At 67.6% G+C, this 22,977-nt stretch carries 24 protein-coding genes; 15 read left to right on the top strand and 9 right to left on the bottom strand.

Going from position 1 to position 22,977, the window contains the following annotated elements; translation table 11 throughout:
- Positions 1-13 precede the first annotated feature (13 nt).
- Genes ACIA12_RS17925 through ACIA12_RS17900 form a run of 6 tightly spaced genes read left to right on the top strand, consistent with a single transcriptional unit; the run spans position 14 to position 5,295 of the window.
- Entirely contained in the window at positions 14-412 is a 399-nt protein-coding gene (locus tag ACIA12_RS17925; RefSeq protein ID WP_396368097.1) for a hypothetical protein, read from the top strand.
- 56 nt (positions 413-468) lie between these two features.
- Positions 469-1,857, top strand: a complete 1,389-nt coding sequence (locus tag ACIA12_RS17920) for a phosphomannomutase/phosphoglucomutase (RefSeq protein ID WP_396368096.1) — start codon at positions 469-471, stop codon at positions 1,855-1,857.
- Positions 1,858-1,863: 6 nt separating this feature from the next.
- Positions 1,864-2,061 (top strand): Trm112 family protein, encoded by a 198-nt coding sequence (locus ACIA12_RS17915; protein WP_396368299.1) that lies wholly within the window; start codon positions 1,864-1,866, stop codon positions 2,059-2,061.
- Positions 2,061-3,143 carry an SIS domain-containing protein gene (locus tag ACIA12_RS17910; protein ID WP_396368095.1) on the top strand — a complete coding sequence of 361 codons (1,083 nt, stop codon included), beginning with the start codon at positions 2,061-2,063 and terminating at the stop codon, positions 3,141-3,143. Before ACIA12_RS17915 ends, ACIA12_RS17910 begins: the two co-directional genes overlap by 1 nt.
- Positions 3,137-4,303 carry a mannose-6-phosphate isomerase, class I gene (manA, locus tag ACIA12_RS17905; RefSeq protein WP_396368094.1) on the top strand — a complete coding sequence of 389 codons (1,167 nt, stop codon included), beginning with the start codon at positions 3,137-3,139 and terminating at the stop codon, positions 4,301-4,303. Before ACIA12_RS17910 ends, manA begins: the two co-directional genes overlap by 7 nt.
- A 32-nt stretch (positions 4,304-4,335) precedes the next feature.
- Positions 4,336-5,295, top strand: a complete 960-nt coding sequence (locus ACIA12_RS17900; RefSeq protein ID WP_396368093.1) for a cation diffusion facilitator family transporter — start codon at positions 4,336-4,338, stop codon at positions 5,293-5,295.
- On the opposite strand, the gene ACIA12_RS17895 is transcribed toward ACIA12_RS17900, so the two are convergent.
- From ACIA12_RS17895 to ACIA12_RS17880, 4 genes are all read right to left on the bottom strand, one after another.
- Positions 5,292-5,951, bottom strand: coding sequence for an ABC transporter ATP-binding protein (locus ACIA12_RS17895; protein WP_396368092.1), 660 nt, complete (start codon positions 5,949-5,951; stop codon positions 5,292-5,294). The genes ACIA12_RS17900 and ACIA12_RS17895 overlap by 4 nt on opposite strands.
- A gap of 12 nt (positions 5,952-5,963) precedes the next feature.
- Positions 5,964-7,922 (bottom strand): hypothetical protein, encoded by a 1,959-nt coding sequence (locus ACIA12_RS17890; RefSeq protein WP_396368091.1) that lies wholly within the window; start codon positions 7,920-7,922, stop codon positions 5,964-5,966.
- Positions 7,923-8,089: 167 nt separating this feature from the next.
- The gene (locus tag ACIA12_RS17885; protein ID WP_343983591.1) at positions 8,090-8,419 is read right to left on the bottom strand and encodes a lactococcin 972 family bacteriocin; all 330 of its coding nucleotides are present in this window, start codon (positions 8,417-8,419) and stop codon (positions 8,090-8,092) included.
- 273 nt (positions 8,420-8,692) lie between these two features.
- Positions 8,693-9,061 carry a MerR family transcriptional regulator gene (locus tag ACIA12_RS17880; protein ID WP_396368090.1) on the bottom strand — a complete coding sequence of 123 codons (369 nt, stop codon included), beginning with the start codon at positions 9,059-9,061 and terminating at the stop codon, positions 8,693-8,695.
- 121 nt (positions 9,062-9,182) lie between these two features.
- Here ACIA12_RS17880 and ahcY point away from each other — a divergent pair, with 121 nt between their 5' ends.
- A complete protein-coding gene (ahcY, locus tag ACIA12_RS17875; RefSeq protein ID WP_396368089.1) occupies positions 9,183-10,619 on the top strand; it encodes an adenosylhomocysteinase in 1,437 nt (478 codons plus the stop codon).
- Between the two features lie 115 nt (positions 10,620-10,734).
- A complete protein-coding gene (locus tag ACIA12_RS17870; RefSeq protein ID WP_396368088.1) occupies positions 10,735-11,157 on the top strand; it encodes a hypothetical protein in 423 nt (140 codons plus the stop codon).
- Here ACIA12_RS17870 and ACIA12_RS17865 read toward each other — a convergent pair.
- The gene (locus tag ACIA12_RS17865; protein WP_396368087.1) at positions 11,126-11,872 is read right to left on the bottom strand and encodes a helix-turn-helix domain-containing protein; all 747 of its coding nucleotides are present in this window, start codon (positions 11,870-11,872) and stop codon (positions 11,126-11,128) included. The two genes, ACIA12_RS17870 and ACIA12_RS17865, sit on opposite strands and share 32 nt — an antisense overlap.
- 33 nt (positions 11,873-11,905) lie before the next feature.
- A complete protein-coding gene (locus ACIA12_RS17860; protein WP_396368086.1) occupies positions 11,906-12,856 on the bottom strand; it encodes an RDD family protein in 951 nt (316 codons plus the stop codon).
- A 78-nt stretch (positions 12,857-12,934) separates the two neighbouring features.
- Between ACIA12_RS17860 and ACIA12_RS17855 the strand changes: the two genes are divergently transcribed.
- Entirely contained in the window at positions 12,935-13,933 is a 999-nt protein-coding gene (locus ACIA12_RS17855; protein WP_396368085.1) for a stage II sporulation protein M, read from the top strand.
- Positions 13,934-13,967: 34 nt separating this feature from the next.
- Positions 13,968-14,735, top strand: coding sequence for a DUF1206 domain-containing protein (locus ACIA12_RS17850; RefSeq protein WP_396368084.1), 768 nt, complete (start codon positions 13,968-13,970; stop codon positions 14,733-14,735).
- Here ACIA12_RS17850 and ACIA12_RS17845 read toward each other — a convergent pair.
- Genes ACIA12_RS17845 through ACIA12_RS17835 form a run of 3 tightly spaced genes read right to left on the bottom strand, consistent with a single transcriptional unit; the run spans position 14,652 to position 17,229 of the window.
- Positions 14,652-16,574: a sensor histidine kinase gene (locus ACIA12_RS17845; RefSeq protein WP_396368083.1), complete on the bottom strand. Its 1,923-nt coding sequence runs from the start codon at positions 16,572-16,574 to the stop codon at positions 14,652-14,654. The genes ACIA12_RS17850 and ACIA12_RS17845 overlap by 84 nt on opposite strands.
- A 35-nt stretch (positions 16,575-16,609) precedes the next feature.
- A complete protein-coding gene (locus tag ACIA12_RS17840; RefSeq protein ID WP_396368082.1) occupies positions 16,610-17,056 on the bottom strand; it encodes an HAD family hydrolase in 447 nt (148 codons plus the stop codon).
- On the bottom strand, positions 17,053-17,229 hold the full coding sequence (locus ACIA12_RS17835) for a hypothetical protein (RefSeq protein ID WP_396368081.1): 177 nt from the start codon (positions 17,227-17,229) through the stop codon (positions 17,053-17,055). Before ACIA12_RS17835 ends, ACIA12_RS17840 begins: the two co-directional genes overlap by 4 nt.
- Positions 17,230-17,368: 139 nt before the next feature.
- On the opposite strand from ACIA12_RS17835, the gene ACIA12_RS17830 reads away from it, so the two are divergent.
- The 5 genes from ACIA12_RS17830 to ACIA12_RS17810 are packed head-to-tail and all read left to right on the top strand — an operon-like array spanning position 17,369 to position 22,968.
- A complete protein-coding gene (locus tag ACIA12_RS17830) occupies positions 17,369-19,180 on the top strand; it encodes an ABC transporter substrate-binding protein (protein ID WP_396368080.1) in 1,812 nt (603 codons plus the stop codon).
- The gene (locus ACIA12_RS17825; RefSeq protein WP_396368079.1) at positions 19,177-20,208 is read left to right on the top strand and encodes an ABC transporter permease; all 1,032 of its coding nucleotides are present in this window, start codon (positions 19,177-19,179) and stop codon (positions 20,206-20,208) included. The genes ACIA12_RS17830 and ACIA12_RS17825 overlap by 4 nt, the downstream gene beginning before the upstream one ends.
- Complete coding sequence (locus ACIA12_RS17820) at positions 20,205-21,083, top strand: ABC transporter permease (protein WP_396368078.1); 879 nt, start codon at positions 20,205-20,207, stop codon at positions 21,081-21,083. The genes ACIA12_RS17825 and ACIA12_RS17820 overlap by 4 nt, the downstream gene beginning before the upstream one ends.
- Positions 21,083-22,042: an ABC transporter ATP-binding protein gene (locus ACIA12_RS17815; protein WP_396368077.1), complete on the top strand. Its 960-nt coding sequence runs from the start codon at positions 21,083-21,085 to the stop codon at positions 22,040-22,042. The genes ACIA12_RS17820 and ACIA12_RS17815 overlap by 1 nt, the downstream gene beginning before the upstream one ends.
- A complete protein-coding gene (locus ACIA12_RS17810; protein ID WP_396368076.1) occupies positions 22,036-22,968 on the top strand; it encodes an ABC transporter ATP-binding protein in 933 nt (310 codons plus the stop codon). Before ACIA12_RS17815 ends, ACIA12_RS17810 begins: the two co-directional genes overlap by 7 nt.
- Positions 22,969-22,977: the final 9 nt, after the last annotated feature.

Genomic DNA, 22,977 nt, shown 5'->3' with positions numbered 1-22,977 from the left:
CCGAGGAGGTCGGATGGAGGACACCTTCGCCGACCTCCTGGTCGGTGCCATCCAGCAGAACGGCGGAGTCACCGCCGACATCACCGCCGGCCGCCTGACCCCAGCCCGCGACGCCTGGCTCCTACCGCGCTACCCGGCACTGACCCGAATCGTCCCGCTCGCCGGGTTGAGAGCGTCGGTCGTCGACTTCATCGAAACTCACAAGTCGGTGTTCGACGGGGATCTCGTGCAGTTCGGCGGCTGGATCAATCCGGTCGGCCGGCGGTGCTACCTGGACCTCATCGTCCAAGCCGAGTCGCAGGCCGAGGCGGAGCGGCTGGCGGGCCGGTACGGGCGGGAGGGGGGTCGCCGGATCGAGGCGATCCACAATCCCGCGCTCGGACGGACCGTCCGGCTGGCGGACGACCTGTAGGCGTGGTGGCTCGGGCGGTGCTCCGGTCGGCTGGGCTGGACCGATAAGGTCCACGCATGGCTGATGTGGCTGCGATCTTCAAGGCGTACGACGTGCGGGGTGTGGTTCCGGATGAGCTGGACGAGGCGGTGGCCCGGGCGACCGGGGCGGCGTTTGTCGAGGTTCTGGATGTGCTCGCCGGTGCTGGAGCCGTGGTGATCGGCTACGACATGCGTCCGTCGAGCCCGGGGCTGGCCGCTGCCTTCGCGGAGGGGGTGACCAGCACCGGGGCCGACGTGATCGACATCGGGCTGGCCTCGACCGACCAGCTGTACTTCGCCTCCGGCCGCCTGCAACTGCCCGGTGCGATGTTCACGGCCAGCCACAACCCGGCGAAGTACAACGGGATCAAGATGTGCCGCGCGGGTGCTTCGCCGGTCGGCGCGGAGTCGGGCCTGCGGGACATCGCGGACCTGGTCGCCAAGACGCTGATCGACGGGCTCTCCCCGGTCGCGGTCCCCGGGCACGTCAAGCAGAAGGACCTGCTGACGGCGTACGCGGACCACCTGAACGACCTGGTCGACCTGAGCGGCATCCGCCCGCTGAAGGTCGTCGTCGACGCCGGCAACGGGATGGGCGGCCACACCGTGCCGGCCGTCTTTGCCACCGGCCCGGTCGAGATCCTGCCCCTGTACTTCGAGTTGGACGGCAACTTCCCCAACCACGAGGCCAATCCGCTGGACCCGAAGAACCTGGTCGACCTGCAGGCCAAGGTGCGCGAGACCGGCGCCGACCTGGGACTCGCCTTCGACGGTGACGCCGACCGCTGCTTCGTGGTGGACGAGAAGGGCGACCCGGTCTCGCCGAGCGCGATCACCGGCGCCGTCGCCGTCCGTGAGCTGGCCAAGCACCCCGGCGCGACCATCCTGCACAACCTGATCACCTCCAAGGCGGTCCCGGAGCTGGTCGTCGAGCACGGCGGGGTGCCGGTCAAGACGCGGGTCGGGCACTCCAACATCAAGCAGAAGATGGCCGAGACCGACGCGGTCTTCGGTGGCGAGCACTCCGCGCACTACTACTTCCGCGACTTCTGGCGCGCCGACACCGGCATGCTGGCCGCCTTGCACGTGCTCGCGGCGCTCGGTGAGCAGGACAAGCCCGCCTCGGAGTTGTTCTCGATCTACGAGCGGTACGTCGCCTCCGGTGAGATCAACAGCCGGGTCGATGACGCCGCCGCCACGGTTGCGGCGATCGAGGACACCTATGGCGACCGTGAGGGCATTACCGTTGGTCACCTGGACGGTTTGACGATCGACGCCGGAGATTGGTGGTTCAACGTCCGCACGTCGAACACCGAGCCGCTGCTGCGGCTGAACGTCGAGGCCGGGGACGCCGCCACCATGGAGCGTGTCCGCGACGAAGTACTGGCCCTGATCACCGGTGCACCGGTGGAGGAGAAGAACTAGATGCCTGTGAACCTGGACCCAGACCTGCTGAGCATCCTGGTCTGCCCGAAGTGCCGGTCGGAGTTCCGCGTGGACGACGAGGCGAGCGAACTGGTCTGCACCAACCCGACCTGCGCGCTGGCCTACCCGGTCCGCGACGACATCCCGGTGCTGCTGATCGACGAGGCCCGCGAGACCAAGGATGCCGAGGCTCCCCAGAACTGATGAGCGTCTTCGACGATTCGCGACTGGACGACCCCGCCGCCCTCGAGGCTTCCGACCACCTGCTGCGCCGGCTGGCCGGGGCTGGTGCCCGGGTGCGGGCCGAGCTCGAAGCCTCCGAGGAGGCACTGTCGCAGCTCTCCACCGACGGCTTCCGCCCGCGCGCGATCGTCGCCGCCGGCCGGGATGCCCGCCTGGTCCGTGCGGTGCTGGAGCCCGTCTGCCCGGTGCCGTTCGTGGCCTGGCCTGGTCCCGGTCTGCCGGGCTGGACGAGCCCGCTCGACCTAGTAGTCGTGCTGGGTGGTTCCGACGATGACCCCGGTGCCGTGGCCGCCGCGTCTGAGGCTGTACGACGGGGTGCTGGTCTCCTCGTCGCTGCTCCGCCGGACTCGCCGGTGGCCCAGGCCTCGGCCGGCTCGCGGCACGCAGTACGGCTGCCGTCGCAGTCGGATGACCAGCTGGCTGCGGCTGTCGCAGTGCTGCAGGGGTTGCACCAGATGGACCTCGGGCCGGCTGTGGACGGCAAGGCCGTCGCGGAGATGCTCGATGAGGTAGCGATCGAGTGCTCGCCCAACAACGACGTAGCGTCCAACCCTGCGAAGGACCTGGCGCTCATGCTCGCCGACGCGCTTCCCCTGGTCTGGGGCGGCTCAGTGCTCGCTGCGCGCGCTGCACGTCGGGTGGTGGAGGCCGTGCGGCTCGCTAGTGGTCGCCCTGCGCTTGCTGCCGACTGTGGGCATCTGCTGCCAGTACTGGCGAACCAGCCGCCGCGAGACGTCTTCGCTGACCCCTTCGACCAGCCGGAGGAGTTGCGGCCGGGTCTGGTCATCCTGGACGACGGGGTGGAGGACGCGGGCGTCGCCGAGCACCGTCGCCAGCTGGAGGACAAGGCTGAGCGTCACGACGTACGCGTGCACGTCGTGCGGCAGGCAAACGGGACCGATGTCGCCCGGTACGCCGCGCTGACGCAGCACGGCCGGTATGCAGCGGCGTACCTGGGGATCGGACTCGGCCGCTACGGCACGCCTCGGCCGGACCAGGCTCCGGGAACGGCGGGCAACCCCGCGGAGGACCCGGCGTGGTAGTTCGGCTCCAGAACACGATCCGCGACTACGCCTGGGGATCGCGGACCGCGATCCCCGAGCTGATCGGGGTGGAACCGGACGGCAAGCCGCAGGCCGAGCTGTGGATGGGCGCGCACGAGTCGGCGCCGTCCGTACTGCCCTCAGGCGACTCGTTGTTCGACCTGGTCTCGGCGGACCCCAGCGGTGTGTTGGGCGAGGAGACGGCTGCTGAATTCGATGGCCGGTTCCCGTTCCTGGCGAAGATCCTGGCGGCGGAGCAGCCGTTGTCGATCCAGGCTCATCCGTCCCGGGCGCAGGCAATCGACGGTTATGCGCGCGACGAGGCGGCGGGAATTCCGCGCGACGCGGGCGATCGCAATTACAAGGACGCCTGGCCGAAGCCGGAGATCCTGATCGCCTTGGGTGAGTTCGACGCCTTGGTGGGATTCCGGCCGCTGGCCGATTCCGTCGCCTTGCTCGAGGCGCTGGGTGTGCTGGACGAGCTGCGGGCTTTGTTGCTCGACGGGAAACTGCAAGAGGCGTTCACCGCCTTCATGAGCACCGACCGGGATGCGATCCGTCCGCTGGTCTTTTCGCTCGGTGAGGCCTGCCGGGCTTATCAGGGCTCGGAGTTCGCCCTCGAGACCGAGACGCTGAGCCGGTTGTGTGAAGAGTTCCCCGACGATCCCGGCGTACTGGCCGCATTGTTGCTGAACCGGGTGCGGCTGGAACGGTTCGAGGCGGTCTACCTGCCGGCCGGCAATGTGCACGCCTATCTGCACGGGACCGGGTTCGAGGTGATGGCGAACTCGGACAACGTGTTGCGCGGTGGGCTGACCCGCAAGCATGTCGACGTACCGGAGCTGGTCTCCGTGGTCGACTTCGAGCCACTGGCTTCTCCGGTGCTGCACGGGGTCGAGATTGCACCGGGCGTCACGGAGTACGAGACGGGCTGTGAGTATTTCGCCGTCCGGCGGTTCGACCTGTCCGTGGGGCCGACCAAGACGCCGGGCAGCGGGCCGCGGATCGTCGCGTGTGTTGACGGAACGGTCTCGGTCGATGCCGACGGCACCGAAGAAACCGTGCGGTTGTCCGCCGGACAGTCCGCGTTCGTCCGCGGAACCGAAGGACCCTGTACTCTGCGTGGTTCCGGCACGGCGTTCGTCGTGTCCGCTCGCTGACCCCCTTTAGATGGCTCCGGAGGACAACGGAAATGGCTGGTGGCGGTAACAAAGCCGTCGTCGCGGCACTGCTGGCGAACACCGGTATCGCGGTCACGAAATTCGCTGCCTGGGGGCTGACCCAGTCCGCCTCGATGCTCGCCGAGGCGATCCACTCACTGGCCGACGCCGGGAACCAGGTGCTGCTGCTGGTCGGCGCCAAGCGGGCCAAGCGCGAGGCCGACGAGCTGCACCAGTTCGGCTTCGGCCGCGAGCGGTACGTGTACTCCTTCATCGTCGCGATCGTGCTGTTCAGCGTCGGCGGGCTGTTCGCGCTGTACGAGGGCTATCACAAGGCGCACGACCCGCACCCGATCGAGAACTGGAAGTGGGTGCCGGTCGCGGTTCTGCTGGCCGCGATCGTGATGGAGTCGCTGTCCTTCCGGACCGCGATCATCGAGGCGAACAAGCTCCGCGGTACGACGCCGTGGGTGCGCTTCGTCCGCAACGCGCGGGCCCCCGAGCTCCCGGTCATCCTGCTCGAGGACTTCGCCGCGCTGACCGGTCTGGTGCTGGCCCTGATCGGCGTCGTCCTGACCCTTGCCACCGGCAACGGAATCTTCGACGGCCTCGGCTCGATGGCGATCGGCGCCCTGCTGGTCTGCGTGGCCATCTTCCTGGCGATCGAGATGAAGTCCCTGCTGCTGGGTGAGTCCGCCACCCGCGACGCCCAGCAGAAGATCATCTCCGCGATCGAGAACACCCCCGGCGTCAACCGGCTGATCCACATCCGCACCCTGCACCTGGGTCCGGAGGAGGTCCTGGTCGCCGCCAAGGTCGCGGTCGAGCCAGGCGCCGACGCGGCTGCCATCGCCGCCACCATCGACGCCGCCGAACGCGCCATCCGCGAAGCCGAGCCGATGTCCCAGCACGTCTACCTCGAACCGGACATCTACTCCGACAGCTACACCCCCGACGAGCGCCCCGCAGTACCCGAGGCGCCCTCCCACTAGTTGGTGATCAGCTCTGCGGGGCGTGTCAGCGAGTGGCGCGTGTCGCAGGCTGCCATCATCTCGTCGTCGTGGGTGGCCACGATGACCGTGCAGCCGCGGGTGGCCAGGTTGCGGAAGAGGTCGATGACGCGGGTGCGGTTGGCCTCGTCCAGGGACGCCGTGGGCTCGTCCACGAAGACTGCTTTCGCGTTCTTGTAGATGGCCCGGGCGATCGACAAGCGTTGCTTCTCGCCGCCGCTGAGATGGGCGGCGAGTTCGTTGTTGCGGCCTTGCAGTCCGGTCAGTTCCAGCGCCTCGGTCAGCGCGTTCTGGTCGCCCAGCACCCGGGAACCGAAGATGCTGGCCTTCATCACCACGTTGAAGGCGACCGACTCTTCCTCCATCACGCCGTAGTCCTGCAGGACGAAGGCGCCGGAGTCCTTCCAGAAGCGCCGGCGCCGGCCCGCCTTCCAGTCCGAGGTGTCGACGCCGTCGACCAGGACCTTGCCTGAGGTGGGTTGCTGGAGCAGTCCGAGGCAGTGCAGCAGCGTCGTCTTACCGCAACCGCTTGGTCCGACGAGCGCGGTCATCGTCCCTGGTTCGCAGGTGAGCGATGCCTGGCGGACGATCTCGCGACCGTCGATCACGACCGAGACGGCTTGGGCTTCTATGGTCATGGTTCTTCCCGTCTACAGTCTGCGTCGGCTGACGTTCTCGAAGGTCCAGCGGGTGGCCAGCAGGTGCGTCACCGGCGCCGCGAGCAGGCCGACCAGGGCGGCTGCCGCGATCAGCAAGGCGCCGTCGCCCCGGCGGAGCAGAATGATCATCGCGGCCAGCCCGATCCCTACGCACCACTCGACGATCACCCGGTCGGCCAGGATCTCGCGCCACTGCTGGCCGGCCAGGCGCAACGGGAAGTCGCGCTTGGCCCGGAGTACGGCGGTGATGAAGGCGGCGATCAGCGACGACACCACCAGGGCGATGATCAGCGCGATCAGCGAGACGGCCTGCAGCCAGGCGAACCACGCCGTGAACTGGGCCAGCAGCACGCCTTCCTCAGCGGCGTACCGGACTGTGGTCTTGTACTGCAGCCCGTGCTGGGCGATCAGCGCCTGCGTCGGCCCGAGCCCGGTGAACACCAGGTTCCGGGTGGAGGCGGCCGAGGCGAGGAAGTCGTCGTTGAAGGTGCTGTGCAGGTTGGGCACGAACATCACGATCGCGTCCTTGGGGAAGATCAGTTCACCGCTGCCGCCATCGGCCAACGGCAACTTGCCTGGCTCGCTGAAGTGGTAGAAGGACACCTTGCGCAGGGCGGCCTCCCCGGCCGACTTGTCCCGGGTCCACAGCCCGAGGGTGCTGCTGAGGTACTGCTTGGTGCCGGCCGGAACCTGGTCGACGGGTAGTGGCGTCAGCCCCGGGGTCTGACCGGTCCCGCCCTTGTTCATCAGCCGCAGCCAGCCCGGACTCAGGACGGCCAGCGTGTCGTACTTCCCGAGGTCGACGCCCTCGAGCGCTTCGTCGTCCCAGGTGTAGGACAGCGCGACGGCGTCTTTCTTCTCGGCGTCGTCCACCACGTCGCCGACCTGCTTCAGGATCTGCTCGAAGCCCTTTTCGCCCATCCCGCCCTGGAACGAGATCGTCACCTGGTCGGCCAGCGCCTTCCAGTGGGACTGCTGTTCGGCCGACCCACGAGCATTCGTGTACGCCGTGAAAGCCGGCGCGACCGCGGCGAGGACCAGCACGAAGGTCAGCCCCTTGAGGACCATCGACACCTTCCGCAGTGACTTGACCGCCGGCTCCCGCCTGGCCAGCATCGCCGGACCCGGCCAGGACGCGGCCGACATGACCACCGCGAAGACCATCGTCGCGACCAGCACGATCACGTCGAAGGTCGCCAGGATCGACAGGTACTTCGGCACGAACGTCCAGCCCTGGGAGAACCCGGTCCACGCCACCGCCAGCACGTCGACACCGAGCGCCCCGATCAGTACCGCGACCAGGAACCCGGCCAGATCCTCGTACTGGATCCGCCAGCCGGAGACCCCGGCGAGCGCGCGGAGCGCCCGGCCACGGGCCTTCACGGACAGCCAGTACAGCACCAGCGACACCATCAGCGCGGTCGCGGCGAGCAGGCTGGTGGCGAAACTGCCTTGTTTCACGACGAGTCTGAGCGTCTCGGCGAGGTTGTTGTCGTGCCACTTGGTGATCACCCGGTGCTCGCTGAGCCAGCCGCGGAACTCTGCCTGCTTGGCGGTCGAGCCGGTGACCAGGTACTCACCGCTGGCGTAGGAGTGGGCGAGCGCGTCCTGGTTGCGGATGGTCGCGTCCTGGTCGTTCCCGAAGCGGCGGATCCGCTCGGGGTACGAGCCGTCCGCGCCGACCTTCACGTAGACCTGGCCGGTCTGGTCGCCGCCGAGGTCGGGCGCGACCTTGACCAGCCCGAGGCGCAGCCGGTCGCTCAGCGCGCCGAGCTCGTGGATCGCGGCGGCGTCGTCCATCCCGGCGCTGCTGAAGTCGAGGTTGACGATCGCCTTCGTCGAGAGCTGCTCGGGGTACGACCGGTCGTGCATGGTGGCGACCAGCGTGACCGCCACGGCCAGCAGGGCGAACAGCAGCGCCGACACCGCGACGGCGATTTTCCTGTGCACTGCGGATCTCCAGGCGGGATAAGAGCGGGTGGGGCGGGATACGGCGGCTCATCTTCGCACGCAGAGCAACGTCGCGCGACTCTCCGCGACCTGCCCGGACGTGCCCGGACGTGCAGCGCGCCCGGCCGGTGATGGCCGCCCGGGCGCGTTGCGTCACGCGGGCGAAATCAGCAGGTGCGGTAGTAGTACGAGTCGTCGGCGCCCGGGCTGTTGATCGCACCCTTCTCGGCGATCGACTTGTAACCGGAGGCCGTGTTGATGCTGCGGACCAGGCTGCCGTTGAGAATGACCGACGAGCCGTGGCACTTGTTCACGGTGTAGTAGGAACGGATCTTGACGTTCCAGAAGCCGTACTCCCAGGTGCCGCCCTCGGCCGGGTGACGGGTCTCCGAGCCGACGTGCAGCCAGGCGTTGGCGGCCGGCGCCGCGATGCCGATCCCGGTGAATCCCAGCCCGGCCATCAATGCGACGGCGAGACCCTTGCGTGCTTTGTTCATGACTTTCCCTCTCCTCGGAAAAACAGGGCGGAAAGGAATTACGGAAAAGCGCAGAACACCCCGAAAATACGCACGGAGAAGTTCACTCCGCAACCCCCTTGTGACGGAAAAGCTACGAGACCTACACAATCCGAAGCAATCCCAGGGGTGGTCACGAAATCATAACGGCGCAATTCGTTGCAGGAACCTGCAACGAAAATGACAGATTCCCGGAATGGTGAAATCGTGTCGTTTTTTCGTCGGCTTTTATTGAAGACTGAATGGTTTCTGTATTCAACGCGGCCGGTTGTGCGGTGGTGGCAGCATGCCGCTGCGGCCGAGCCAGCGCAGCGCGCGCTCGCGGTCGATCTCGGCGGCGCTCGGCGGGGCGCTCAGCCGGCCGGTGCGGTAGCCGAGGTTGCGCAGGTCGGCGGCGACCGACGGTTCGGCGAGTGCGCGCAGGGCGAAGGCGAGCGCGGCCGGCGTCACGTCGTACCGGCGTTCGAGCTCGAGGGCGAGCCGGACCGCGGCGAGATCGCGGTCGTCGTACTGGCGCTGGCTGTTGCGCGCGGCCCGGGAGCTGGGCAGCAGCCCGAGGGCCTCCCGGTAGCGGAGCATCCGGGGGGTGGTGCCGAGGCTTCTGGCTGCTTCCGTGATGCGCATGACAGCAATCCTGACATTTCGGTGTCAGAAATGCCGACCCACCCGACCCCGACCATGGTCTCGACCCCTAGGCTCGACCTCGGCAGGAAGCACAACGAATCCCCAGGGGAGCGGCAACGGTATGACGTTCGACTACAAGGTGGCAGACCTCGGCCTGGCCGAGTTCGGGCGCAAGGAGATCCGGCTCGCCGAGCACGAGATGCCGGGTCTGATGGCGATGCGCGCGCAGTACGGCGAGAGCAAGCCGCTGGCCGGCGCGAAGATCATGGGCTCGCTGCACATGACCATCCAGACCGCGGTGCTGATCGAGACGCTGACGGCTCTCGGCGCCGAGGTGCGCTGGGTGTCCTGCAACATCTTCTCCACCCAGGACCACGCGGCCGCCGCGGTCGTAGTCGGCCCGAACGGCACCGCCGACGCTCCGGCCGGCGTACCGGTCTTCGCCTGGAAGGGCGAGACGCTCGAAGAGTACTGGTGGTGCACCGAGCAGGCGCTGACCTGGCCGGGTACTGACGGCCCGAACATGATCCTGGACGACGGCGGCGACGCCACCATGCTCGTCCACAAGGGCACCGAGTTCGAGAAGGCCGGCGCCGTTCCGGACCCGAAGACCGCCGAGTCCGAGGAGTACGGCGTCGTGCTGTCCGTGCTGACCCGGTCGCTGGCCGAGGACAACCAGCGCTGGACCAAGATCGGCGCCGGCATCCTGGGTGTCACCGAGGAGACCACCACCGGCGTGCACCGGCTGTACGAGATGCACAAGGCCGGCACGCTGCTCTTCCCGGCGATCAACGTCAACGACTCGGTCACCAAGTCGAAGTTCGACAACAAGTACGGCTGCCGGCACTCGCTGATCGACGGCATCAACCGGGCCACCGACGTGCTGATCGGCGGCAAGGTCGCGGTCGTCTGCGGGTACGGCGACGTCGGCAAGGGCTGCGCGGAGTCGCTGCGTGGCCAGGGCGCCCGGGTGATCGTCACCGAGATCGACCCGATCTGCGCGCTGCAGGCGGCGATGGACGGCTTCCAGGTGACCACGATCGAGGACGTCGTCGGGATCGCCGACATCTTCGTCACCACGACCGGCAACAAGGACGTCATCACCGCCGACCACATGGCGCAGATGAAGCACCAGGCGATCGTCGGCAACATCGGCCACTTCGACAACGAGATCGACATGGCCGGGCTGTACAAGACGGCCGGTATCGAGCGGGTCAACATCAAGCCGCAGGTCGACGAGTTCAGGTTCCCCGACGGCCACACCATCATCGTGCTGTCCGAGGGCCGGCTGCTGAACCTGGGCAACGCGACCGGGCACCCGTCGTTCGTGATGTCGAACTCGTTCACCAACCAGGTGCTGGCGCAGATCGAGCTGTTCGCGAAGACCTCGGAGTACCCGACCGACGTCTACGTGCTGCCCAAGCACCTCGACGAGATGGTCGCCCGCCTCCACCTCGACTCGCTCGGCGTCAAGCTGACCGAGCTGTCCAAGGAGCAGGCCGAGTACCTCGGCGTACCGGTCGAGGGTCCGTACAAGTCGGACGCCTACCGCTACTGAGTCATCACTGACGAAGGCCCGTCGTGCTCTCATTCCCTGCTGGGAATTGAGGGTGTGGCGGGCCTTCGTCAGGATCAGGGGTGTTGAGAAAACGCTTCTGCGCAAGGAGAGAACGATGACTGACAGTACGACCCGCGACCTGGTTGCCCGCTATGTCGGAGTGTGGGGTCTGAGCGACGCCGGCGAGCGGCGCAAGGCGATCGAGATGCTGTGGGTGGAGTCCGGCACGCATGTGCTGCAGCCGTCGGAGGAGATCCGGACGGCGGCGGCGGGGTTGGGGTTCGTGGCTAGCACGCTCGAGGCGACGGGGTACGACGAGCTCGAGGCGCGGGTCGCGCGGACGTACGAGGAATTCGTTGCCGGGGGTGAGTACTCGTTCCGGCCGGGAGCGTATGCCGTCCGGTTGAAGGATGTGGTGCGGTTCGACTGGGAGATGGTCGCTGCCGCCGGCGGTGAGGTGGTCGGCGGTGGGCAGGAGGTCGTGGTGGTCGGCCCTGATCAGCGGATCATCGCGGACTATCAGTTCCCCAACCCTTGAGCAGGGCTGCTGTTGCGGCGTCGGCGGGGAGGAATGCTTCCAGCTTGAGCTCGGCGACGGTGACGTCGAGGGCGGTGGCGAAGGTGGTGATGGTGGTCGTCAGGTGCAGGTCGCCTTTGGCGGAGCGCAATTGCATGGGGGCCGCGAAGCCGACGTGTTCGGGGCCTGGTTCGACGTACGGGACGTAGGCGGCGAGTTCGTCGCGGAACTCGCCGGGTGGCAGCCGGTCGAGGATGTGCTGGGCCCACTGCGACAGGTTGACGATGCGCGGGGCGACGCCGTCGGGGTGGAGTGACAGGCGCAGGACGTTGATGGGCGGTTCGAGCAGCTTCTCGGCGATGCCGTCGGTGAAGAGGGTGAAGGCGTCGTTCGCCAGGACCAGGTCGTGGTTGGCGTCGACGACGATCGCGGGGTACGGCTGGTGGCCGGTGAGGATGTGGCCGAGTGCTTCCCGGACGTGGTGCAGGGCGGGATCGTCGAGGCCGGTCTGCGGGTAGACGGGCGCGAACCCGGCTGCCAGCAGGAGGTCGTTGCGCTCGCGGAGGGACAGCTCCATCGACTCGCCCAGGCGGACGACCATGGTGCGGCCGGGGGTGGAGCGGCCGGACTCGATGAAGCTGAGGTGGCGCTGGGTGGTGCCGGCGCGCAGGGCCAGCTCGAGCTGGCTCAGGTGGCGGCTGTGCCGGGTGGTCCGCAGGGTGTCGGGGAAGTTCACACCAGCCAGTCTGACGTGGGGATCAGACAGTTTTCAGGACCACTGGTCGGGTTCGCTGCCCGGTGCATGCCAGCCCTCAGCGTTGACCTTGGTGGTCTCCGGCGCGGGCGCCTGCGGTCGGCGGTGCGGCGGCGGTGGAGGGGCATATGCCGGCGGCTGCGCGCCATACGGGCTGGGCGGAGCAAACGGCCCAGCGGGCACGGCGTACGGGTTGGTGCTGTAGGTGGCTCGGGTCGTGGCGAGGCGGGCCAGCTCTCGGCGGCGGCGTTCGGCCAGTACTGCGGACAGGAACGCCGGCGCGATGATGTGGACCGGCGGAGCAGGAGCAGTCACCTGCCCGACCCGGTAGGCGAGCGCGTCGCCGATGGCTACCCGGGCAGAGACCTCCAGCTCCATGTAGCGGGCCAGGTACTCGCGACAGGTGTTGGCCAGGTCGTCAGACAGCCGCGACAGCTCCAGCGACTGCGCCCAGATGACCAGATGCCCCGGTACGAACAGCGGCGGCGACGCCATCGGCTGGTGCCGTTCGCGGATCACGACCGTGCCCGCGACCATGTCACCGATCCGCTTGCCCTGCTTGTTCATCAGGCTCGCCACGATCCCCGGGCTGGCCGCGAACCAGGGCGCGAAGTCCACGAACAGCCAGAGCAGCCCGCGGACCAGCGCATGCCGGAACCGGATCGAGCTACCGTCGTCGCGAACCACCTTGAGCCCGAGGATCATCTTGCCGAGCGTCTTGCCCCGGGTCAGCGTCTCCATCACGACCTTGTACCCGACCAGGACCAGCAACACGGTGATGATCGCCAGCGCCGCACCCAGCGCCGGGCTGGCCTCCACGATCAGGAACCCGAGCAGGAAACCGAGCAGCGTGCCCAGCACGATCATCTGGATGACGAAGTCGATCGCGCACGCCAAGGCACGGGTCGGCATCCGCGCGATCCGCACCTGGAGGACGACCGCTTCCCCCGTGACCAGCTGAGACACCCGCGCCCCTCCCTGTCCAGACACCTCGGACAGCTAGTGTGACCTAGCCAAGAGCCAGCTGGAGCCAAGGGAGGGCTGATGGACGTCGAGGCGTTCGTATCCGTGCATCAGCCGCAGTGGGATCGGCTGGCGGCGCTGACCCGGCGGCAGCGCCGGTTGACCGGTGCAGAGGCCGATGAGCTGGTCTCGCTCTACCAGCGCGTCGGTACCCATCTGTCGGCGCTCCGGGCGAGTGGAGCCGACCCCGTGACGATCGGCCGGCTCTCCGGGCTCATCGGCGACGCAAGAGGCGCAGTGACAGGTGCACAGGCACCTGTCTGGCGTGACATCTCCCGGTACTTCCTGGTCAGCTTCCCCGCAGCCCTCTACACGTCCCGGCGCTGGTGGCTCACCATCGGCCTGCTGTTTTACCTGGTGGCGGCCTGGATGGCGTGGCGGATCATCGCGCACCCAGAGGTGCTCGATTCGGTCACCACCCCGGCACAGATCCAGCAGCTCGTCGACAAGGACTTCGCCAACTACTACTCCGAGAACCCGGCCCAGGACTTCGCCCTGCGGGTCTGGATCAACAACGCGACGGTATCGGCCGCAGTACTGGCCATCGGCGTGCTGCTGGTGCCCACGATGTTCGTGCTCTGGAGCAACGCGATGAACCTCGGCATCAACGCCGGGGTGATGATCGGCCACGACCGGGCGGACGTGTTCTTCGGCCTGATCACACCGCACGGCCTGCTCGAGCTGACCGCGGTGTTCGTCGCGGCGGCGGCCGGGTTGCGGCTCGGCTGGTCGTGGATCGCGCCCGGCCCGCGAACCAGGATGCACGCCCTGGCCCAGACCGGCCGGGCCACCGTCGGGATGGCGATCGGCCTCGCGGTCATCTTGTTGATCACTGGTTTGATTGAAGCGTTCGTCACCCCGTCACACCTGCCGACCGCGGTCCGGGTCGGCATCGGCGTACTGGCCGAGATCGGCTTCTTCGTTTACGTCTGGACGCTCGGCCGGCGGGCGGCGAGATCCGGCGAGTACGGCGACGTCGAGCTGTCCGAGCGCGAGGCGAGCGCGCCGGTCTCCGTCTGAACGAGGCGTTTCCGGGGCGGGTACAAGTTTTCTCATGAGAACCGCCCAGCAAGCCCAGAACAGTCGCCTGTACGCCGTCGCGATCACCGTCGGCCTGATCGCGTACGGCGTGGTCCACCTGTTGATCGCGTGGATCTCCCTGCAACTCGCCTGGGGAAAGAGCTCGGAGGGCGCCGACCAGCAAGGCGCCCTGCAGGAGCTGGCCGGTAAACCCTTCGGTGAGGTGCTGTTGTGGATCGTCGCCGTCGGGCTGCTGGCGCTGGTGATCTGGAAGGTGCTGGAGCTCGTCTACGGTCACCTCGACACCGAGAAGAAGGTGTCGGCCGTCGGTCGTGGGATCGTCTATCTCGGCTTGTCGATCAGCGCTGCCAAGGTGGCGATGGGTTCGTCTCAGTCGGGCCGCAGCCAGTCGAGCGGGATGACCGCGAAACTGATGCAGAACGGCGCCGGCCGGGTGCTGGTGGTGATCGTCGGTCTGGTGATCATCGGCGTCGGCATCCGGCAGATCTACAAGGCCGTGACGAAGAAGTTCCTCGAGGACCTGACCGGCGGAGTCTCGGACTCGACCATCCTGCTCGGCCGGATCGGGTACGCGGCCAAGGGGATCGCCTTCATCATCGTCGGTGGCCTGTTCGTCTACGCGGCGCTCGACTACGACCCGAACAAGGCCGGCGGCCTCGACGCCGCGTTGCGCACGATCAAGGACCAGCCCTTCGGCTCAGTGCTGCTCACCCTGATGGCCGTCGGCATCGCGTGCTTCGGTGTCTACTGCTTCGTCTGGTCCCGCAACGCCAGGCACTAGCGGGAGCCAGGCCTTGATCGTCGTACCGTCGCCAGGCGATGCCATGATCTCCAGCGTGCCGTGGTGGATCCGGACGCGCTCGTTCATCCCGGCCAGCCCGTGCCGGTAGCCGGTCGAGGCCGCGGCGACGTCGAAGCCGGATCCGTCGTCGCGGATCTCGACCGAGACACCTCTCGCCCGTACGTCGACCAGCAGTCGCGCCTTCTCCGCCCTCGAGTGTTTGGCGACATTGGTGAGCGCCTCCTGCGCCAGCCGGTAGACGGTCAGCTGCACGCTGTCCGCAAGCGCGGCCGGGTCCCCACGGACCTCGAGCTCGACCGGGATGCCTTGCTCGGTAAGGCTCTCGGCCAGCGCAGGCAGCTGGCCGAGCCCCGGCATCGGTGCCTGTACCGGCGAGCCGGGCTCACCACGCAACGCCCACAGCATCCGGTCGAGTTCGGTCAGCGCCCGCCGGCCGGTGTCGCCGATCCGCTGGAAGCCCTGGACGGATTCCTCCGTCTTGTGAGCCTCGGCCTGGATGACCATCAGATTGACATGGTGAGCGACCACGTCGTGCAGGTCCCGGGCGATCTGGGCCCGTTCCTCCAGCAGTACCTGGGTCTGCTCGTGTTCCTGGTTCCGCTTGAGCAGTTGCTCCTCGCGGACCGAGGTCTGCTGGCTTCGGCGTACGGTCCGCACCAGCAGCCCGAGGCACCAAGGCGCGACCAGGGCAACGGAGTACGAGAGCGGCCAGACCCGATCGAACGCGGTCTCGAGCAGCCTGAGCCCGGTACCGAGGTCCTGGTGGAACAGCCACACCGCCGCCTCTTGCTGGTTTGAGTAGACGATCCCGACCAGCTCATGGCTGCCGAGGCCCTTGCTCGCCAGATACATCGCTGCCAGTACGCCGCCGGCCACCGCCGCGGAGTAGGCGGGCCTGCGCCAGGCCGCTGTCGAGTACAACGCCACCGCGAGCGCGACGATCAGCACCCAGGGAGTTTGGCCGGTGGCGTACCCCGCCGTCGCGGCCACGCCGAGTGCGGCGCAGGGTACGACCGGCAGCCGCCGGCGTAGTACCAGCGACAGCGGTGCGAGCAGGAGAAAGACCGTCAGCGCCCCGCTGATCCCCACTCGGTCGTCGGCCTCGATCTGCGAGTGGTCCCACAGTTCCAGCAGGGCGAAGCTGACGGCGAGCAGTCCGTCGAACCGCCACGGGCTGCCTCGATCTTCGACCCGTACGACGTCGTCGAGCAACGGGGCCAGCTGGGACCGGAGGTCGACCGAACGCAGCAGGTAGCCCGCCAGCCAGATGGCGGCCAGTACCAGTGACAAGGCCACCGGCCAGTGCTGGATCGTGTCGTGCTCGGTGTAATCCGAGGCCGCGATCCTCGCGTAGTTCGGGAAGAGCCAGGTCGGTGTGTCCGGGCGGCAGTAGACGAGGTCGATCACCTTCGGCCAGATGGTCGTGGTGACCACCAGCGGCAGGAAGACGATCACCGGCGCCGCCCAGCGGATGGGCGATTGCTGGGAGCGGGCCGCCGGGAAGAGCGCCACGGCCAAGCACACCAGCAGCACCGGCTGGGTGTTCGTCGGGAGATAGGCCAGCGTGATTGCGACGGTGAGCGTGACGCAGGGGATCAGCGGGCGGCTCAGCCGGAAGGCCAGGGTGGCCGGCGCGAGAATGATGCCCAGGGCAACCCACGGATCGACGAAATTCCAGCGCTCGATGCCGCCGATCAGGAAGATGTCGGCCACCATCGCGCTGACGCCGAGCAGCGCGATCAGCAGGTCGGCGACCGGGGCAGTCGTCGGCAGCGGCCGCGCGGGCAACAGGCGGATGCTACTGGTCTGGACACTCACCTCTACATTCTGTGACCCCCAGGGGCCGCCAGACGTCACTCCTTCGAGTGATGCTCAGCCACCCGATGCTGCTCCGCCGCCACAGCGGGCAACTCGGCGAGGGTGACGATCTCCGCGTCGGGCTGATGACCGGCCGGGCACGCGCTGGCGCTGCGATTGAGCCAGACGCCCATCCATCCGGCACGCTGCGCGGCGCTGACGTCGTTGACGAGCGAGTCGCCGATCATCGCGATCGAGCCGGCGGCGGAGCCGATTCGCTGCGCGGCGATCTCGAACAGTCGCCGGTCCGGCTTCGAGACCCCATGATCCTGGGCGAAGACGACCGCGGTGAAGATGCCATCCAGGCCGAGCCGATCCGGATACCCGTTCCCGTTGGACAGCAGGCCAAGCCGGTACGTCGACCGCAGCGCCTCCAGCGTGGTGAGCGTGTCGGCGTACAGGTCGGCCACGCTGAACCGCTGCTCGAGGTACCGGAGTGTCAACTGCTCGGCGAGCTCCTCCGGTCGGCGATCATCGACTCGACGTCGAGGCCTGTCGTCGGCAGTTCAGGTCGCTGGACTCTGAGCTCGTCGAGCGTTGCTTGCAGGGCCCGGCGCATCTGGCGGTCGAAGTCCCAGAGGGTCTGGTCGCCATCGAAGTACAAGGTGTCGAGCACGCAGCAGTCTATTGCCTGGTCACGTTCGGGTGACCCGGCACAACGATACTGTGACGAAAGTTCGTCAATCATTGACGAGCGGTAGTCAAATGGTGTGGTTTTCTCCCTAAACCATCAGGGCGGAAGGTGCGTGGGGCGGATGCGGAGATGGATCGGCGCGGCGGCGGCAGTCGGGATGCTGGCGCTCGGAGGACTACCGGGAGCGACCGCCCAGGCGGCCCCACAAGCTGACCCGGCGGCGCCCAAGGTGATCAGGGTCGGCGCCACCCAGTCGGTGGACTCGCTGAATCCGTTCCTGGCCGTCCGGCTGGTCTCGTCGTCGATCCACCGCTGGATGTACGGGTTCCTGACCGTGCCCGACGCCAAGACCCTGCAGCCGAGTCCTGACCTGGCCGAGTCCTGGACGACCTCGCCCGACGGGCTGACCTGGACGTTCAAGATCCGGCAGGCGAAGTGGTCCGACGGCCAGCCGATCACGGCCGACGACGCGGCCTGGACGTTCAACAAGATGATCACCGACGACGGCGCCAAGACCGCGAACGGCCCGGCGGTCGAGAACTTCGCCAGCGTCACGGCCAGCGGCCAGAACCTGACGATCAAGCTCAAGACCCCGCAGGCGTCGATGCTCGACAACCCGGTGCCGATCATGCCCAAGCACGTCTGGGAGAAGGTTGCCGACATCGCGAAGTACGAGGCCACCGACTTCCCAGCGGTGACGAGCGGGCCGTACATCGCGGTGGAGCAGAAGAAGGACCAGTACGTGAAGCTCAAGGCGAACCCGGACTACTGGCGGGGCGCGCCGAAGATCGACGAGCTGCAGGTGATCTTCTACGACAACCCGGCGGCCGCGATCGTCGGGCTGAAGAAGGGCGACATCGACCTGATCGGCCGGCTCGCGCCGCCGGACTTCGACGCGCTCAAGGGCGACAGCAACATCGTCCAGTGGAACGAGCAGGGCCGGCGGGCGACGTACCTGCAGATCAACCACGGCGCGACGACGAGCGACAACAAGCCGATCGGCGACGGGCATCCGGCGCTGAAGGACCCGAAGGTGCGGGAGGCGCTGCACTACGCGATCGACAAGCAGAAGCTGGTCGACGAGGTGCAGAACGGGCTCGCGGTGCCGGCCGACGGATCGATCATCCCGCCGATGTACAAGGACTTCTTCTGGCAGGCGTCGGGCGCCGAGAAGGTCAGTTTCGATCTCGCGAAGGCCAACCAGATCCTCGACCAGGCCGGGTACAAGAAGGGCGCCGACGGCATCCGGACGATGCCGGACGGGTCGCGCAAACTGCAGTTCCGGTTCAGCATCCACACCGATACGCCGATCGAGGAGAAGCTCGCGGAGTACCTGACCGGCTGGTTCAAGGAGATCGGGATCACGCTGACCACCAAGCGGCTGGACTCCAGCAAGTTCACCGAGGAGACCGGGACGACGGCGCTGTTCGACATCGCGATCAGCGGCTGGTCGGTGAACCCGGATCCGGAGGAGGTGCTCGCGACGCACCTGTGCAGCCGACGGCCGACGGCATCGGGTGAGGGCGGCGGTACCGAGTCGTTCTACTGCGACCCGCAGTACGAGGCCCTGTACCAGCAGCAGCTGAAGGAGCTCGACCGGCCGAAGCGCGCCGACATCATCAAGAAGATGGAGGAGCGGCTCTACACGGACGCTCCGGTGATCGCGCTGTACTACCCGAACGACCTCGAGGGCTACCGCAAGGACCGGATCGCCTCGATCACGCCGATCCCCGAGGACAAGGGCATCCTGTACGGCGGCAGCGGCTACTGGCCCTTCTACACCCTCCAAGCGGTTTCGAAGGACGCCGGTACCGACGAAGACGGCTCCAACACCGGCGTGATCGTCGGCGTCGCCGCGGCCGTCGTCGTCCTGCTCGGAGCCGGCTTCTTCCTCACCCGCCGCCGCAAGACCGTCGCGGACGACCGCGAATGACGATCGCCCCGCCGGCCGTCGAGGCAATCGACGAGCAACCCGCCCGCGGCGGACTGCTCCGGTACGCCGCCGCCAAGGTCGGCGGGGCGCTGCTGAGTATTGCGATGGTGATCGTGGCGACGTTCTTCGCGTTCCGGTTGCTGCCGGGGGATCCGGTCAGGGCGCTGGCGCAGGGGCGGAACATGACGCCGGAGCAGCTCGATCTGGAGCGGCACCGGCTCGGGCTGGACAAGTCGCTGGCTGAGCAGTTCGTCCATTTCGTCAACCAGACGGTGCATTTCGACCTCGGTACGTCGTACGAGTACAAGCGCCCGGTACTGGACCTCATCGGCGAACGCCTCGGCGCCACCCTGCTGCTCACCGGTACCGCGCTGGTGATGGCCGTCAGCCTCGGCATCTGGCAAGGCGCGCGCGCCGGGTGGAAGCCGGGCAGCCGGTTCGACAAGTTCTCGACCGGGGTGTCGCTGGTGCTGTGGTCGGTGCCGACGTTCTGGCTCGGACTCCTGCTGCTGATGGTGTTCGCCGCCGGGATCGGGCCGATTCCGGGCATCTTCCCGACGCGCGGGATCGAGAGCGTCGATGCGCCGGACGGGTTCCTCTATGTGCTGGACGTTGCCAAGCACATGGTCCTGCCGTGCTTGACGATGGTGGCGGTCGTCTACGCGCAGTACCTGCTGGTGATGCGCTCGTCGGTGCTCGACGAGGTGGGGCAGGACTACGTGACGACGGCCCGGGCCAAGGGGTTGCGGGATGACGAGATCCGGCGGCGGCACGCAGTACCGAATGCACTGCTGCCGACGGTGACGCTGGTGTTCATGCGGATCGGGTTCGTGGTCGGCGGGGCGGTGACGGTCGAGGCGATCTTCAGCTGGCCGGGGCTGGGACAGTTGTTCTACGAGGCGATCCGGGTGCCTGACTTCACGTTGATGCAGGGCACGTTCCTGTTGATCACGGTCTCGGTGATCTTGATGAACACGCTCGCCGATGTCGTGTACCACCTGCTCGACCCTCGGGTGAGGTCGGCATGAGCATCACTTGGACGCGTCGGCGCCGTTCCTTGGAAAGGTTCTGGAGCGACTTCCGTGGTCACCGCGCCGGTGTGATCGGCCTCGCGATCCTGCTGCTCGCCGTCCTGCTCGCTGTGATCGCGCCGCTGTTCATCGATGCGGGGGTGACGAACGTCGTCAGTGGGACCCGCGCGAAGCTCGCGCCGCCGAGCTGGGACGACCCGCTGGGGACGGACGAGTCGGGACGGTCCGTGCTGCTGATGATCTGGTGGGGATCGCGGACCTCGTTGCTGATCGGGTTCCTCGCCGCGTTGCTGAGCATGGTGATCGGGACCGTGCTCGGGATCGCGGCCGGGCACTTCCGCGGCTGGATCGGTGCGATCGTCATGCGGATCACCGACTGGTTCCTGGTGTTGCCCTCGTTGGTGACGGCGCTGGTGCTGGCGGCGATCCTGGGCGGCAGCACGGTGACGATCATCGCGGCGATCGGCGTGACCTCTTGGCCGTCGACGGCTCGGCTGATTCGCGCGCAGACCTTGGCGGTGGAGGCACGTCCGTACATCGAGCGGTCGCAGGCACTGGGCGGCGGGCACTGGCACATCACCACGCGGCACGTGTTGCCGAACGTCGCACCGTTGCTGTTGGCAAGTACGACGCTGGAGGTGGCGAGCGCGATCGTCACGGAATCGACGCTGGCCTTCCTCGGGGTCAGTGCGAACAAGACGTCCTGGGGGACGATGCTGCGTGGCTCGTATGACTGGGGCGCGGCGACGTCGGGTGCTTGGTGGTACATCCTGGTACCGGGTTTGTGCATCGTGATCGTGGTGATGGCCTTCACGCTGTGCGGGCGGGCGCTGGAAACCGTCCTGAATCCGCGACTGCGGAGGGCCGCCTGATGAGTCTGCTCGAATTGGACTCGTTGTCCGTGACGTACCGGATCGCATCGGGGGACGTGCCCGCGGTACGGGATGTGTCGTTGTCGCTCGAGGCCGGCGAGGCGCTCGGTGTGGTGGGCGAGTCAGGGTCGGGGAAGTCGACGCTGGCGATGGCTCTGCTGCGGTTGCTGCCTCGTGATGCCCGGACTACGGGGCGGATCATGCTCGGTGGCGAGGATGTGCTGGCGATGAAGTGGGGGCGGTTGCGGGCGGTTCGCTGGGCCGAGGCGTCGATCGTTTTCCAGGGGGCGCAGCACGGGCTGAACCCGGTGCAGCGGATCGGTGATCAGATCGCGGAACCCTTGCTGGTGCACAAGATTTGCTCTTCGGAGAAGGCGCGTGGTCGGGTCGCTTCGTTGCTCGCCCAGGTGGGGTTGCCGGCGTGGCGAGCGCGCAGCTATCCACATGAGTTGTCCGGTGGTCAACGGCAGCGCGTGATGATCGCGATGGCGCTGGCGTGTGAGCCGCAGTTGATCATCGCCGACGAGCCGACCACCGCGCTCGACCTGATGGTGCAGGCGCAGGTGCTGACGCTGATCAAGTCGCTGATCGCGTCGCAGGGGATCTCGCTGCTGATGATCTCGCACGACCTGTCGGTGCTCGCTGACACCTGTGACCGATTGGCCGTCATGTACGCCGGGCGACTGGTCGAGACCGGTCCTGCGGATGGTGTCTTCCGGCATCCCTACAGCCAGGCGCTGGCGGCCGCCTTTCCGACCGTTGGTGATCCCGCGTCACGGCTCGCGCCGCGGGGTCTCGGAGGCGATCCGCCCGATCCGCAGCAGTTGCCGTCGGGATGTGTGTTCCATCCGCGCTGCCCGGTGGCGCTGGAGTCGTGCTCGACGGTCGACGTCGAGTTGCGGCCGGCGGGCGATCGGCGTACGGCGGCCTGTGTTCTGGTGCTGGAGGAATCTTGCTAGAGGCAACCGCTTTGGAGGTCTCGTTCGCCTCTCGTGGCCGGCGAGCCGCCCGGGCCGTGGACGGCGTCAACCTGGCCGTCGGCGCTGGTGAGATCGTGGCGCTGGTCGGCGAATCGGGCTGCGGCAAGACGACGCTCGCCCGAACACTGCTCGGCCTCGAACGCCCAAGCTCGGGCACGGTCTCGTACGACGGTACGCCGCTCTCTTATCGGGCCAAGGCGCTCAAGGCCTACCGCCGCCAGGTCCAACTAGTCCTGCAGGACCCGATGGGCTCACTCAACCCACGCCAGACGGTCTACGAAGCCGTTGCCGAAGGTCCCCGGATCCACGGGCTGCCCGACGAGGAGAAGGTCGTCGCCGAGGCCTTGTCGCGGGCGGGCCTCCGGCCACCGGAACGCTTCTTCCTGCGCTACCCGCACGAGCTCTCCGGCGGCCAACGCCAACGCGTCGTGATCGCCGGCGCCCTGGCCCTCAACCCGAAGGTCCTGATCGCCGACGAGCCGGTCGCCTCCCTCGACGCCTCCGTCCGCGGCGAGATCCTCGCCCTCCTGCTCCGCCTCCGCGACGAACTGGGCCTGTCCGCCCTCGTCGTCACACACGACCTCGGCCTCGCCTGGAACATCGCCGACCGGGTAGCCGTCATGTACCTGGGCCGAATCGTCGAATCCGGCCCCACCGAACAGATCCTGAAGTCCCCCCAGCACCCCTACACCCAAGCCCTGCTCTCGGTACTCCCCGAGTCCCCAACCCGCATCGTCCTCACCGGCGAACCCCCAGACCCCACCCGCATCCCCACCGGCTGCCGCTTCCACCCCCGCTGCCAGGTAGTAGCCGCCGGCAACCCCATCGCCGACAAGTGCCGCAACGACCTACTACCGGTCCTACCGTCGTCGACGAGCGCGCAAGCAGCCTGCCACCTGCTCTAAGACAGATCC

The sequence above is a fragment of the Kribbella sp. NPDC051620 genome (genome assembly GCF_044453825.1).
Lineage (GTDB): Bacteria > Actinomycetota > Actinomycetes > Propionibacteriales > Kribbellaceae > Kribbella.
The sequence above is the reverse complement of the archived record's forward strand: the minus strand, read 5'-3'. Positions and strand labels throughout refer to the sequence as shown.